Genomic DNA, 13,828 nt, shown 5'->3' with positions numbered 1-13,828 from the left:
AGTTAAATACGATTTACTCGCTAGCATAAAATACATCAACAGCCAGCTTGCAAGTGTTGTAGTTGGCCGTTGAAGGCACGCTTATGTATCAAAGGTGAGTTCAATCACCCCTCTTCAATAAATGTCTTAATTTGCTCCTTTAATGAGCTTGCATCATCTGCAAGTGCCCATGCCCACATTTGTGACAGGGCGTTAGACTCTTTAGGCTCTAACCCGATTTTGAAAAATGTACTGTAATAAGGAAAGTTAGCAAACGGTTTTGCTGGATTTTTCAGTAAAGATAAAGTTTTATCCTCAAGTACTTTATTACTATCCCACGATAAGCTGTATCGAGCGTCGACAAATAAGGCAGCATCTTCCATCTCAGAGCCAAACGCGCTTTGGACTTGCTGCCCGGCTAAAATTTGCGACTGAAGACTTGCGTCAGTGAGGCTATTCTGCCAATCAAGCATTTTCGCATTCTGAATATATAAAACCTCAACAGTACGGCCTGCACAGATATTTGCTAACGGGTTTTCTACAGTTGTTAATACCACTCGGAAGAATGCAGGTTGAGTATTATTTGCATTACTTTCATATAAACCTTTAACTAATTGCTCAAAAGGCGTAACCGAATTATTCGCAGTATTGTCGAATACGTGTATCAAACTGGTGGCACAAAAAGCAGGGTGTGTGGGATCTTTTTGACTGTCATTAAATGGTTGATAATTTCCGGTCGTATTATCGTAGTCAATACCGAATAAAGGCGCTGCTTGCCCCGCTGCAACTATCTTTGACTTTTTAACTAAAGGGGCACTTGTGTTGTCAAATACAACTAATTTGATCGCCGCTTGTTGTTCCTGCCCATTGTCTGTTTGAGATAAAATTCCTATCACTCCCGTATTGTCTAATGTTCCGCCATCGGTGTATAAAGTATCTGGGTAGTTTTGGCTCTTTTCGTCAATCGGCCAGTAATTATGTCTCGGTATAAAATCTGCGATCTCATTGAGCTTATTTTTATCAATAAAGCTTTTAAATCTGTTCACCAAAGCGGCTGATAGATTAGTTACAGCATCTTTTTCAACACCGTTTTTAAATTCAGTCAGCAAGTTTGTCTTGTCCGAATCGCTTAATAAAGGCATTACTCGATCTAATATTTGCGAAAGACTCATAGGGTCATTAATTTTAGCTGAAAACATGGTTGCCAGCGCGTTTGCAAAAAATGAGCTAGATGTACTTACAATATCTACTAGTGCATAGGGTTGTGTAACATCGACTTCAACCGGTGAAGTGCTTGCACCTGTCTGCTCTAAATTAGAAGCATAAGCAAAGGACTCAACCTGACCGCCCCCCAAAGTCATACAGGTAGGAACCTTCCCTCTTGCGCCGGCAGAAACCGCTGTTGCTTGATTCGGTAGTTGTACAATATTTACCTTAGCATTATCGACCGACTTAACTGGCTGCATGATGTTGTTGTTCATAATGAGAAATGGTCGGCCCTGACGCAAGTAAAAAAAATTGTCCATTGAAGGCGTCATACACGGAAATGTGTTTTCTGCATAGCTTTGAGATAAAGAGAAGGACTTAGTTGATGTCCATGAATGCTGTCCTTCAGCCCTTAAATTGAAATGAGACAGTATGTGAGTGGCAACAATATCTGTCCAAAGCCACTGATGATCTTTACTTTCATTTTTAGCTATAAATGCGGCAGCTGTCACCAATAAATTATCAATACCAGTAGATGCTGGAACATTACCAAAGCTATGCTCACCGAGACTAGTTATATCAAACTTGCCTGGTTTTGCAGTAACCGCCAAGTTTTGTGGTTGGATATACTTACCAAGTAGTTGCTCATCAGTGTATTGAGAGGGTAAAAATGAATAAATAGACGATGCCCAAGTACCACCAGACACAGATGAGATATACCGGGCTTTTTCAAGTAAGTTAAGTGTATTTAACCCTAACATCTGACCCCATGCGCAAGTTAACGCACGAGACCCTCCACCAGAAAAGCAAAATGCGAGATTCGCTTTTTTTGAATCTGAATTGTTCAGTGTGGGGTTAGTAGTATTACTGGGGTAGATCCGTACGTTATGTTTCATGAACTCTTCCTCGAATCTGCATGAAATAAAATGATGAAGACTTTAGCTTAGTTAATAGACAGCCTTTTTCCCATTACACTGTGCTAACAGATATGCGATTAACCTTTTAAACCTCTGAGCAAGACATGAGTTTGTGCCTTTGTGCATTTTAATCCTGTTCAGATTCAGTCTTGACACAATGTAAGTAAACTCGTGTCTCTCGATCACCTAACTCCCAGTTTATAGCGGCAACATTATTATTTTTTAAGTGTTACTGGGCGGCAAAACCTTTCCGCTACAGGCTGACAAATTCGTTACCACTTGTATTTTATGTGAATTTTTTATTACTTAAGTTGGCTTGTTGTTTGCATGTTAGACGTTACTGAGAATAAGGAGATAAGTCATGATTTTGAACTCAAACCCATACCAAGTAACGAGTGCAGTATCGCAGTATCAAACTACGCAAGCGGCCAATAAAACTGCTGTAACGTCACCTGCAACACAAACTGAAAAATCAGAGCAATCCCCTAGCACATCGGATCGAAAGCTCAATTGGGATGTTTTTAAAGATCAAGTAGAGTCAGACCCTTCATTTGCAGCCGATATGGCAGAAGCTGTCTCCTTTATTCCTGATAAAATGCTAGTAAATCTTAACGAAGCTCCTCCTCTGACTGATCCTGTTGCTTTTAAAAAATGGGCTAGCAAGTCAGATGATTTCGATAAAGAAGCGGCAGTGGTCACAGAACAGCGAATTCAAATATATAACAATATGAAAAATGAAGGCGCCTCAGATGCCGATATTTTTAATAAAATTCTTGACTTTAACCGCTCTTTGCCACTGGATTATCAAGTCAAGGCTGGTATGTTGGCGGTAGATGCGTATGCATAATGAAAAAGGCCTTAAAGTAAGGCCTGATTGGTTTTTAATACCCGTAATTTACGATAACCTGGCTTTTTCCGCCATAAATAGGACGAGGTAGTGCACTGCCATTTCCACTGACACCGAAGGCAAAGAAGAAACTTTTATTCGCTGCCTTGTTACCAAACTGAGTTAGTCGCCCAGATTTGTTGTTACTGACATTTACACAGTTATTAGTGTCATTCCAACACAGATAAGCGACCATGCCAGCAGGTGTAGAAGAATAGTTATAGTAATAGTTAACAACATTTACTTTTGCACTTGAAGGCACTGAACCGACAACGGGTAAATTTAGAAACCTGAATATGCCTGTATTATATAAAGTTGGTGAAACACCGCTACTCGCATATGCACCACTGCTAACTGTGATTGGTGATTGAACATTGCTCTGAGCTTCAGCTACTTCGCTTTTAAATGGAACTTGAATACTACTAAAAGATGATGGTAGTGACTCTAATTGAGCGCTGGCCGTACCTGCAAATAAAACGCTAGATGCGAATATTGCTGAGAGATATTTTTTAGCTTTTATTGCCATTTTCCTTTTCCTTTTTTCCGTAAAATCATTAACACATTAATAAATACATTAGAAACATGTCAATAATCCATTATTAATTTTCAACTGTTTGAAAAGCTAAAAAGGCAGCATTCGACATACTTTATATCACTTTGAAGAATAGAGTTATTATTTGGATTTTATTAAACAGTGTGACGATTACTGAAAAATAATTTCATTTTATACAGCAATAAAAATTTACGAGCTTGTCTAATCATCACGATTGCTTAATCACACACAACATATTTATCACCATTAACCTTTAAACTATGATAAGTAACAAGTCACTGACATAAAAATGAAATGTTATTTTTTATAAAATACCAAGACGGTCAAACAGCAACTAAAACGCAACGGCTAAAAGTTCGAAAAAAACAATAAAAAAACTAAAAATGTTAAAAATAAAGAAATAAACCATAGGGTGAAAGTGTGTTTTTCAAAACAAAAATAACTGGATATTTATTGATTAAAAGAACGTGATAGCATCAGATACTTTAGTTTTATACGATAAAACTATTTTGCGTATCCGTAGTTACTCTTGAGCTTTTTAGTAAAGAAACATCAAGTTTCAACAGGTGTATTGCTCTAATTTGTATTCTTTATGCATTTTCTTCAAATAGATGTGGATATTTTTTAACGACATACACATTATTTTAGGACACCATAGGCTAATTTTTAGATTCAAGCTACCCTCTTGTCATTCCAAATGACATATGTAACGCTGCTAGCACCCAGGTGCAACTGTGCTCGGTTATATCCACAAAAAGTAAGATTCTTATAGAAACTTAAGTAAAACATGAGTTTGTTATTGTCACGATAATGTTGTTACTTAAGCCTTGTTTCATGTCACTGACAAGGTCAAATTTGAGTCATTTATGCATTTACCCATGCAAATACGATGAGCTTGTCTAATTTTGAAATCGAGCCACGCAGTCTTCACTGAAAGCGCAGGCTCTATAGCAATCGATTGGACCTAAAACTTGCAGAGCATTTACCAACCAATTTAGGTTGCAAAAATGTTATATGCATCCTATTTTAGAACTGATACTCACAATCGGAGCAACTCTATGAAGGAAATTATTTTAGCATTGTCTATTGGCGTAACAGGCGTTGCCGTCGCTGCAGACCATGTATCGCACGATAAACACGAACATAAACATGCTTACAACTGTGGTCATGCTGCTGAATGGCACGTTGACCACTTTGATTATAATCACAGTGGACATGATCACCATAACCATGCTGGAGAAGTTCATGAAGCCAAGGTAAAAGTTCATGACAAGCACAAACATGGTCATGGATTAGATTGTGGTCATAAACGACGAGTTGAGCAAGGTCGAGTTGAATATAACCATGATGGGCACTGGCATCATCAACATGGTGAACACTTCCATGAAAACCATGGTTAATTAACACACTATATACAGCTCAGCTTAAAGCTGGGCTTTTTTAAAGTATAACCGCCCTAACTATCAAAATTATTTACACCCCACCCAATTTAACATAATTAAATTTCAATAATAAATTGTATCGTTATCATCTATATCAATGAATAAGCACAACACCAGAAGCTGGCGTAAAGCTTTAAATGACACATATACAAATTCATAGCGGCATTGGTCAGGATTTAGTCACAAAACGACGAGTTATTCCTTTAAATAGAATGGTACTGTAAAAAATATCGGTATTAGACAAAATGAAATTCTATTTAAAAGAATTGAAAGTCAATTTATCGCTTTATTCACTTGCTTAAAATTTACTTTGCTCTTAAATTCCTCCATTAATTTAACCAGTTTAGGAACAATTATCTTCTGACAAAATGGCCTTTTAGGCGCAGTATAAAAGTAATCTTGATAATGTTCTGGAGACAACTTAAATTCATTGATTAGCAGTGCTCGGGTGATTATGGGTTGATCGAACTCCCCCTGTAGCGTTGCAATGATACCCTCGACTTCCTTTTGGTGCTCTATAGTCTGACAATACACCGCACTACGATATTTATCGCGACGTGAATGGTTAGACGTTGAGCTATGTGTCAATAAGTGAATTTCGACCAGTTCATTCAGCGTAATGATGTGTGGATCAAATTCTAAGAAGATACCTTCAGAAAATGAGATATGATCCTCAAAACTGTTTAACCAACCTTGCTCTACCGTTTGAACACCGATGATAGAACGAAATATTGCCTCGGTACACCAATAACAGCTTCCACCTAAACCAAGTTTATTGTTCATAAGTCACTCGCTAAAAAAGCTTTAAACATCATATTTATGATTTCGCGTAACACACGACAACAGCCTTACATCTAGTATATCAGTGTGAAGATAATTTATTCATACCTAACCTGAAAATATAACTAAAACAGATGCAGGATAATTCAAAACCTATATAATCAAGCGTTTTTAATGGAGTTCTGAAGTTTGCTATCTCGATACAAGTTTACACTATTTGGCGTTATGGCCGTGCTACTGTGGAGCGGTGTTTTGCATATCGTACGTATCGTGAGCGAGGACTTTGGTGCAATTGGTGGTGCGGCGCTTGTTTACACCTATTCGGCGTTGTTTTTAGTCGCCTTCTCAGGCATACCAAATATTAAAGAGTATCCCAAACGTTATGTCGTTGTTGGCGGAGCGCTCTTCGTAGCATATGAGCTTTGTTTATCACTTTCTTTAGGCTTTTCAAACTCTCGTGAACAATCTGCACAGGTGTTAATAGTTAACTATCTTTGGCCCCTATTTACTATCTTAGGTGCAGTTATCAGCAAGAACAGCCACGCTAAGTGCCTGTTGTTGATACCGGGCAGCATTTTAGCATTTGTTGGCGTGTGCTTAGTTGTTTCTGGAGGCTCAAACTTGTTTGAGGGCATAGTAAACAACATCATTAGCAACCCCCTAGCATTTTTTCTTGCATTTAGTGGCGCAGTAATTTGGGCCATATACTGCAACTTAACCAAATCTATGTCCGGTGGACATAATGCCATTTCACTATTTTTTGTTTTTACTGCATGTACACTATGGCTTAAATGGTATCTTCTTGATGTTGGCTTTAAATCAGGGTTTTCATTTTCAAGCGTATTTCTACTCGCACTTTCAGGTGGTGGCATGGCGCTTGGCTATGGGCTGTGGAACAAGGCAATCATCGGCGGGAATATGATTTTACTCGCCGCCATTTCTTATTTTACCCCGGTGTTTTCAGGTGTGTTTGCCGCCTTTATTTTGGGCATAAGCTTACAACAGAGCTTTTGGTTCGGTGTTGTTTCAGTCACACTTGGCTCTTTACTCTGCTGGCATTCAACACGGTATAAAAATCAACAAATTAGCCAGGTACAAACTGTGCTAGACAATACTGAATAAATATACATATAATTTGATACAAACATACCGCTTGGATCAACAATATATGACGCCGTTAGTCGATACATTAAAACAACTCAGATATCTTATCGCTCATTTAGATGACGATACCTTGCCAAGCGAATACCCTACAATGGCTGAGTTTTTAAACAATAATCGACTAGCGGAGCATGTTTGCTTAGATGAATTGAAATTCCTTTACCAATTTTTGTATGTGTACGGGCGAAAATCTGAAGCCACATTTAATCGTTTTAGGAATGAAATTGAGCGTTTCCATTTATGGAGCTGGCTTATACAAGAAAAGTCAGTATTCGAGTTGAAACGTGAAGACATAGAGGCATATGTTGATTTTGTTGTAGAGCCTGATAAAGCATGGCTTGCGGACTCTGTTCAGTGGCGATTTAAAAACCACCAAGGGACACGACAAGTTAATCCTAACTGGCGCCCATTTGTTTATAAAGAGAATGGCGTTAGCCAACAGACTCTTGCTTCAATGTTCACCGCGCTAAATGTGTTTTATAAATTTGCGATTTTAGAAGAAAAGGCGTTCGCCAATTTTGTACCAGTTGTAAAAAAGAACTGTCCTTATTTGGTTGTTCAATCGCAAATTAAACTGCCAGACACGCTAAGTGACTTGCAGTGGGAATATGTTTTTGGTGTCACCAAAGACTTATGTGAGCAAACCCCTAAATTTGAAAGGAATCTATTTACGTTAGCTTGTCTCAAAGGGCTTTACCTTCGTATATCAGAGCTTTCTGAGCGCCCACAGTGGTCTCCTGTTATGAGCCACTTCTGGCAAGATCAGGATGGTTTTTGGTTTTTAAGAATTATGGGTAAAGGCAATAAACTGCGAGATGTCACTTTAAGCGATGACTTTGTGACGTATTTAAAGCGATATAGGCAATCACGTGGCTTGACGTCCCTACCCCGTGTCGATGAGCCACATCCTATAATTCATAAATTGCGCGGTCAAGGCGGTATGAATGTGCGTCAACTAAGGCGAATTGTTCAAGAAAGCTTTGACTTAGCCATTGATAAGTTAAAGCAAGATGGTTTTAGTGAAGAGTCTGAAAACCTAGAAGCCGCAACCAGTCATTGGTTAAGGCACACAGGCGCTACCCATGATGCACAGACTCGCCCTTTGAAGCACTTATCTGAAGATCTCGGTCACTCAAAAATCGCGACAACTGACCAGATTTATATTCAAACCAATATAAAAGAACGTGCTAAGTCTGGGGTTAAAAGAAAGCTGTAGCCCTTTTCCCAACAGGTTTTGGTTAGCTAAATATGATTTAATCGGTACACTTGTGCTCTAGCTTGTCAGTTTAGGCTTTACTTAAAAGCACAATGCCAAATTTCAATAAAGTATTTTTAGGTATGATGTGTTCTTTACGAGTTGTTATTAAGGGCCTATATATGGCCCTTAATAACATTTTACCTTTTAAACCTAACTACCAGTTCATGCATATCTTTAGCAACACGTGTAAGGTCCTCACTTATTTCTTGGCTCTCAAGCGAACTTGTAACACTTGAATTAGCCAACGAAGCAATATTCACGACTTGCTTATTAATATCTTCAGAAACGGTGGCCTGCTCTTCAACAGCTGCTGCAATTTGCATGCTATTAACGCTCATCGTTTCAATTAGAGAATAAATATGCTCAATTTTTTGTGTAGATGCATTTAGTTTTTCGATTCCTAACTGTGACTCTGTTTCGCCTCGCTGCGCGATTACTTCGGACTCTTGTGTGCTCTGCGTGAGTTCATCAATAATCGCATGAATTTCTTTGGTGGACTCCTGAGTTCGCTGCGCAAGATGTCTCACTTCATCAGCAACAACAGCAAAGCCTCTGCCTTGTTCACCTGCCCTTGCCGCTTCGATGGCGGCGTTCAGTGCCAATAAATTTGTTTGTTCAGCGATTTGTTCAATTATTTGTGCCGCATCAGCTATTTTGGTTGTTTGACGCGCAACACCAAGAACAGAATCTTTAATATCAATCACGGTCGCACCCAGGCTTTCAATAGAAGATTTAGTCTCTTCTGAACTCTTAGCCCCTTCTTTGGCAAGTTCGAGTGCATCCGTGGCATCCGCCGATGTAGATTGCACATTTTGCGATACTTCATGAATGGTCGTGGCCATCTCATTCATTGCCGTTGCAACAAGCTCAGTTTCTTGCTGCTGTTGGGTAAGTCGCTCAGTCGTCGAACGGCTTTTATCTGTCGTTTGCTCAGCACCAGTGGTCACTTGTTTTGATGCGTGTTCAATTCGAGTGATCACAGTGTCTAAATGTGCATGTTCACTAAGCAATTTTACATGTAACTCGGCCATTTTCCCTTGCCAAGGAGAATACACTTGTTTTGACACGTCATCGCAAAAACTATGTTTTAAAACTTGGTTAATTCTTTCAAGTTGCTCATTATCGCGATATCGATTGTATCCAAAGATAGCAACACTATTGAGCATAAGCCATGCGAACGCACCGGATTCAGAACCTAATGCATATATCGCGAGAGAACTTGCAAATGCGGCAACCGGCCAGATTGTTCTTAGTCTAGGTAGTTTAAAGCTTGATTTTCGACCATTTTGAACCGAGCGATAGAGCATTTCAGCCCTTTCGATGTTTTCGCGACTAGGGCACGTTCTGACAGACTCATACCCAATTACTCGACCATTTTCAGTCATTGGGGTCACATATGCATCAACCCAATAAAAATCGCCATTTTTACAACGGTTTTTGACCATCCCCATCCAAGGCTTACCCGCTTTTAGCTGAGTCCACATGGTTTTGAATGCCAATTCAGGCATATCTGGGTGTCTGACTATGTTATGAGGTTGGCCTATTAATTCTTCTTTTGAGTAGCCACTTATATTTATGAAGTGCTCATTACAGTCAATGATTGTGCCTTTTAAATCAGTAACTGAAATGAGTTTATCTGCTGGTGCAAATCGCTGTTCACGATTTGTAACTGGTTGATTAACTCGCATTTAACTTAGAACTCTCTGCAAATTACGTTAAAACTCGACGCCGGATAGAGGAACATACGACTTATACCGTACATAAGCAACCTATTTTCACTCTAGTACTACAATTTTAAGACGTATTGACGTGATTTAAATTAAAAACATGTGTGTTAGATCCAAATAAGCATGTTTTACGTATAGTGTTTACTGTAAAATACTACCCGTTTTAAAACGCCACCAAGGAGTGCTAAGTGTCCAGATTTTCGGCAATTACAGACAACCCACATGAAAATCGTTTCAACAATAAAGTTGGTGTACTTGTAACCAACTTAGGCAGCCCAGATGCAGCAACTACACAAGCACTTAGAGTGTATCTCAGAGAGTTTTTATCAGATCCGCGTATTGTAGAAATCCCTCGCATTATTTGGATGATGATACTACATGGCATCATATTAAGAATTCGCCCAAGCAGGTCAGCTAAGGCTTATCAGAGCATTTGGACGGCACAAGGCTCTCCACTTATTGACATCACTAAAAAGCAATGTCAAAAATTAAAAGAGTATTTAATCGAACATAATCATAACGATGTCGAAGTTGTGATGGCCATGCGATACGGCAACCCATCAATTGAAGCTGGGTTGGAAGAGCTGCGAGAAATAGGCATCACAAAAATTGTTGTACTACCACTATACCCACAGTACTCAAGTGCAACTACTGGCTCAACCTTTGATGCAGTCTCTCGCGTATTAACGAAATGGCGCTGGGTACCTCAATTACATTTTATCAACGGTTATCATGGCAATGAAAAGTACATTCAGTCATTAAGTAATTCAGTACAAGAATACTTAGACAACAACCCAACCCCAGATAAAATCCTCTTTTCTTATCACGGTACGCCGAAAAAGTTTTTGACCAACGGTGACCCATATCATTGTTTTTGCCACCTGACGACCAATGCTGTGGGTTGCCAAACTCGGCCTAGATAAAGAAAAGGTTATGACAACCTTTCAGAGCAGATTTGGCCGAGAAGAGTGGCTGAAGCCATACACCGACTTTACATTGAAAGAGTTAGCACAAGCAGGTACAAAACACATAGCGATATTAAGTCCTGCATTTAGCGCAGACTGTTTAGAAACACTCGAGGAATTAGAAGAAGAAAACAGAGAGTATTTTATCGACGCAGGTGGTCAACGTTACGATTATATTCCCGCACTCAACGATAGAGATGATCATATCGAAGCATTTTATGACATCTTAAAGCCGCATATTTAACTGACGATGTAAATACGCAAGATGGCCTGACAAATCAGGCCCTCTTCATAACCCTTTACACTTATTACGCTTTTATATCGTAACTATACCCGGCTTGATGTGACACTTAACACGTTAAGCTCAATCGGTTTTTCACCGTTAAATTCTTCTAGTAAATGTATACATGCACCTATCGGTCTTGCAGGGCTATAGTAATAACCTTGTATATGATCGCACCCAAGCTCTTTTAGTACAGTCAGCTGATTCTCTGACTCGACCCCTTCCGCGATGACCTTTATGCCAAGTTGTTTTGCCATATCAACTAAGCATGAGATCATAATTTGCTTACTTTTATCCTGTAATAAGCTATCTACAAAAGACTTATCGATTTTCAAATAATCTACTTGATTTTCAATTAGATGGCTTAAAGAAGAATAACCAGTGCAAAAATCATCGAGTGCAATTTTCACTCCCTTTTCTCTTAAATCTCTCAGTAGTTGCCAAGTGTAATGATTGGTCGCCATCGACTCAGTTACTTCAACCGTTAGACTACCAAAAGGTATATTTGCACTTTCAATCGCTTCAGTCACCAAGTCAAATTGATTGTTACTGACTTTGAATTCATTAACCGAACGGTTAACAGATATACTTACATCAGCATACCCAAGCGAGTGCATCTTACTTAAGTCTCTGCATGCCTTTTTTAATACAAAGTGGCCTATTTGTTGAATCAAACCAAACTCTTCTGCAATCGGGATAAATGCCCCAGGGGATATCATCCCTTGCTCATCATCAAACCACCGGACCAAAGCTTCAAACTTAACAATACACCCTGTAGATTGATCTACAATTGGCTGATAATAGACATTCAATAGATCATGTTTAATTGCGTGTCTTAGTTTATCTCTCAACGCAATTTTATTGAGGTACGCAGTTTGTATTTCTTGGTTGTGCAGCGCCACACTGCCTCTGTTGGTTTTCTTTGCACTCTCTAATGCATGTGCAGCATTGCGAATAAATTTGGCAGCTGTGATCCGCTTTCGGCAATCTAACTGAGCAACACCTGTGCTGGCAGTCAGTTCGATGGTTAATCGTTAAATACATAAGGCTGCTTCAGCTTTTCATTTAACTTAAAGGCAATATCATAGGCACTTTGCTCATCCATGGCATCAAGCAGTATCGCAAACTCATCTCCACCATATCGAGAAATCGTATCCGCTCTTCTTAAACCATTTTTTAATCTCCGTGCGACAGAAATAAGTACTTTATCGCCTATTTCCGGCCCGTAAATATCGTTGACCTCTTTGAAGTGGTCTAGCCCGATAAAGAGCAACGAACACGGCTGCAAAGTACTGCGGTTTTGAGATATCTTTGACTCAAGAATATCCATAAAACAACGTCGGTTAATGAGTGCTGTTAAAGGCTCATGGTTGGCATAAAAAGTCAGTTGAGCTTCATTGCGTTTCCAAACGGTAATATCCCTGAAAATAGCGACATAATTGACAATTTCATCGTCTTCATCCCGAACGATATTGAGCGTTAATTCCTCGGGGAAAATTTGCCCATTCTTTCGTCGATTGTAAATTTCACCTTTCCATGTGCCCTCTTTACTGAGAATATCCCACATCTTTTGATAAAATTCTGGGCTGTGCTTGCCTGAAGATAATACCGACGGGTTTCTACCCAGTAGTTCAGTATCTGAGTAACCCGTTAAACGTTCAAATGCCCTATTAACCATCACAATACGGTTTTTATGATCAGTGATCATGATAGCTTCTGTAGCATGCTCAAATACAACATTGGTTAACTCAAGCTGTTTGTTAAGGGCGTAAATATATGAAATATCCTGAACCGACGCACAAAAAACCCGCTCATCTTCTTGCTCATCTGAGCGTTCTACGTGCCCAATAACTCGAAATAACCCTTTGAATTGACTTCTATCTCGGTGAGACACATGAATGTCTATATGGTTTATTTGCCCATGCCGCAATTTCTGCATCAAGACTCTTAGAGATTTTTGGTCTTTGTCTTTTAGGCTGTCACAAAACATTTCAAAATCAACAGTTTGATCAGGCAAATTCACTAAGGTTTGCATTTCTTGGCTGAAACTGTGAATGTTCCTACTTATATTCCAAGACCAAGAACTCAGTCTGGCGATACGCTCGCCTTTGGCCAACTGCTTGACTAAAATTTCTTGAGATGCCAACTCTAAATTGTGATTTAACTCCGCACCAACAAGCAAGCTTAACTCTCTAAACCAATGCTTGTCGTCACTCGAAATTTCAATCTTTTCATCAAATAGACAGACCATGATACCTATCGGTTTATGGTCTAACGCTCTTAGCGTTACCCCAAGGTAACCATCGATATCAAATATCTTTAAAATTTCGTCCTCAGCATACATTTGCTGTAAATTACAGCTGATAGAGCAAACACTTTGACTGTCTTTAGCATCTTTGCAAGGCGTCCCTTCAAGATCATAGATAATGTAGTTGGACTTTTCTCCATTGACCGAGTAAGCAACGGTTTTGACCCGAGTATCTGAATCAATGAATTTACCAATTAAACAATGAGCTGGTTGAAACTTCTCGTAAATCAGGTTGAGTGCCAATTCATAGCGAGCCTCGCTACTTGGCAAATTATAAAAAGTACTGAATGATAGCGTCATCGTTTAACAATCTTTTAATAATTATAGTTATTAATATGAACCGGAATTAATACAACTAACAAT

At 39.1% G+C, this 13,828-nt stretch carries 10 protein-coding genes and 1 pseudogene; 5 read left to right on the top strand and 6 right to left on the bottom strand.

The features are described 5' to 3' along the window. Positions 1 to 104: 104 nt before the first annotated feature. The gene (locus JF50_RS14185) at positions 105 to 2,081 is read right to left on the bottom strand and encodes a hypothetical protein (protein ID WP_039610071.1); all 1,977 of its coding nucleotides are present in this window, start codon (positions 2,079 to 2,081) and stop codon (positions 105 to 107) included. Between the two features lie 382 nt (positions 2,082 to 2,463). Here JF50_RS14185 and JF50_RS14180 point away from each other — a divergent pair, with 382 nt between their 5' ends. Further along, entirely contained in the window at positions 2,464 to 2,949 is a 486-nt protein-coding gene (locus JF50_RS14180) for a hypothetical protein (RefSeq protein ID WP_039610070.1), read from the top strand. Positions 2,950 to 2,983: 34 nt separating this feature from the next. On the opposite strand, the gene JF50_RS14175 is transcribed toward JF50_RS14180, so the two are convergent. After that, a complete protein-coding gene (locus tag JF50_RS14175; RefSeq protein ID WP_039610069.1) occupies positions 2,984 to 3,514 on the bottom strand; it encodes a flagellar protein FlhE in 531 nt (176 codons plus the stop codon). Between the two features lie 1,085 nt (positions 3,515 to 4,599). Between JF50_RS14175 and JF50_RS14170 the strand changes: the two genes are divergently transcribed. Next, a complete protein-coding gene (locus JF50_RS14170) occupies positions 4,600 to 4,941 on the top strand; it encodes a hypothetical protein (RefSeq protein WP_039610068.1) in 342 nt (113 codons plus the stop codon). Between the two features lie 315 nt (positions 4,942 to 5,256). On the opposite strand, the gene JF50_RS14165 is transcribed toward JF50_RS14170, so the two are convergent. Beyond that, positions 5,257 to 5,766, bottom strand: a complete 510-nt coding sequence (locus tag JF50_RS14165; protein ID WP_039610067.1) for a peptide-methionine (S)-S-oxide reductase — start codon at positions 5,764 to 5,766, stop codon at positions 5,257 to 5,259. A 186-nt stretch (positions 5,767 to 5,952) separates the two neighbouring features. Here JF50_RS14165 and yddG point away from each other — a divergent pair, with 186 nt between their 5' ends. Both yddG and JF50_RS14155 read left to right on the top strand, forming a co-directional pair. Then, positions 5,953 to 6,885, top strand: a complete 933-nt coding sequence (gene yddG / locus JF50_RS14160; protein ID WP_080760242.1) for an aromatic amino acid DMT transporter YddG — start codon at positions 5,953 to 5,955, stop codon at positions 6,883 to 6,885. 46 nt (positions 6,886 to 6,931) lie between these two features. After that, positions 6,932 to 8,140 (top strand): tyrosine-type recombinase/integrase, encoded by a 1,209-nt coding sequence (locus JF50_RS14155; RefSeq protein WP_039610066.1) that lies wholly within the window; start codon positions 6,932 to 6,934, stop codon positions 8,138 to 8,140. 179 nt (positions 8,141 to 8,319) lie between these two features. On the opposite strand, the gene JF50_RS14150 is transcribed toward JF50_RS14155, so the two are convergent. Continuing rightward, entirely contained in the window at positions 8,320 to 9,870 is a 1,551-nt protein-coding gene (locus tag JF50_RS14150; protein WP_039610065.1) for a methyl-accepting chemotaxis protein, read from the bottom strand. A 227-nt stretch (positions 9,871 to 10,097) separates the two neighbouring features. Between JF50_RS14150 and hemH the strand changes: the two are divergent. Beyond that, a pseudogene (gene hemH / locus JF50_RS14145) lies at positions 10,098 to 11,118 on the top strand (ferrochelatase). An 83-nt stretch (positions 11,119 to 11,201) separates the two neighbouring features. Here the strand turns inward: hemH and JF50_RS27560 are convergent. Together JF50_RS27560 and JF50_RS27555 are read right to left on the bottom strand one after the other, a co-directional pair. Continuing rightward, positions 11,202 to 12,059: a putative bifunctional diguanylate cyclase/phosphodiesterase gene (locus tag JF50_RS27560; protein WP_235423432.1), complete on the bottom strand. Its 858-nt coding sequence runs from the start codon at positions 12,057 to 12,059 to the stop codon at positions 11,202 to 11,204. Positions 12,060 to 12,184: 125 nt separating this feature from the next. Beyond that, positions 12,185 to 13,765: a GGDEF domain-containing protein gene (locus tag JF50_RS27555; protein ID WP_235423431.1), complete on the bottom strand. Its 1,581-nt coding sequence runs from the start codon at positions 13,763 to 13,765 to the stop codon at positions 12,185 to 12,187. Positions 13,766 to 13,828: the final 63 nt, after the last annotated feature.

The organism is Pseudoalteromonas luteoviolacea (assembly GCF_000814765.1).
Lineage (GTDB): Bacteria > Pseudomonadota > Gammaproteobacteria > Enterobacterales > Alteromonadaceae > Pseudoalteromonas > Pseudoalteromonas luteoviolacea_H.
Note: the sequence above shows the minus strand (reverse complement) of the source record. Positions and strands in the feature narration are given on the sequence as shown.

Bases quoted from the DNA above. Each gene is read 5' to 3' on its own strand.
- JF50_RS14185 (WP_039610071.1), bottom strand. From the start codon at position 2,081: ATGAAACATAACGTACGGATCTACCCCAGTAATACTACTAACCCCACA.
- JF50_RS14180 (WP_039610070.1), top strand. From the start codon at position 2,464: ATGATTTTGAACTCAAACCCATACCAAGTAACGAGTGCAGTATCGCAG.
- JF50_RS14175 (WP_039610069.1), bottom strand. From the start codon at position 3,514: ATGGCAATAAAAGCTAAAAAATATCTCTCAGCAATATTCGCATCTAGC.
- JF50_RS14170 (WP_039610068.1), top strand. From the start codon at position 4,600: ATGAAGGAAATTATTTTAGCATTGTCTATTGGCGTAACAGGCGTTGCC.
- JF50_RS14165 (WP_039610067.1), bottom strand. From the start codon at position 5,766: ATGAACAATAAACTTGGTTTAGGTGGAAGCTGTTATTGGTGTACCGAG.
- JF50_RS14155 (WP_039610066.1), top strand. From the start codon at position 6,932: ATGACGCCGTTAGTCGATACATTAAAACAACTCAGATATCTTATCGCT.
- JF50_RS14150 (WP_039610065.1), bottom strand. From the start codon at position 9,870: ATGCGAGTTAATCAACCAGTTACAAATCGTGAACAGCGATTTGCACCA.
- JF50_RS27555 (WP_235423431.1), bottom strand. From the start codon at position 13,765: ATGACGCTATCATTCAGTACTTTTTATAATTTGCCAAGTAGCGAGGCT.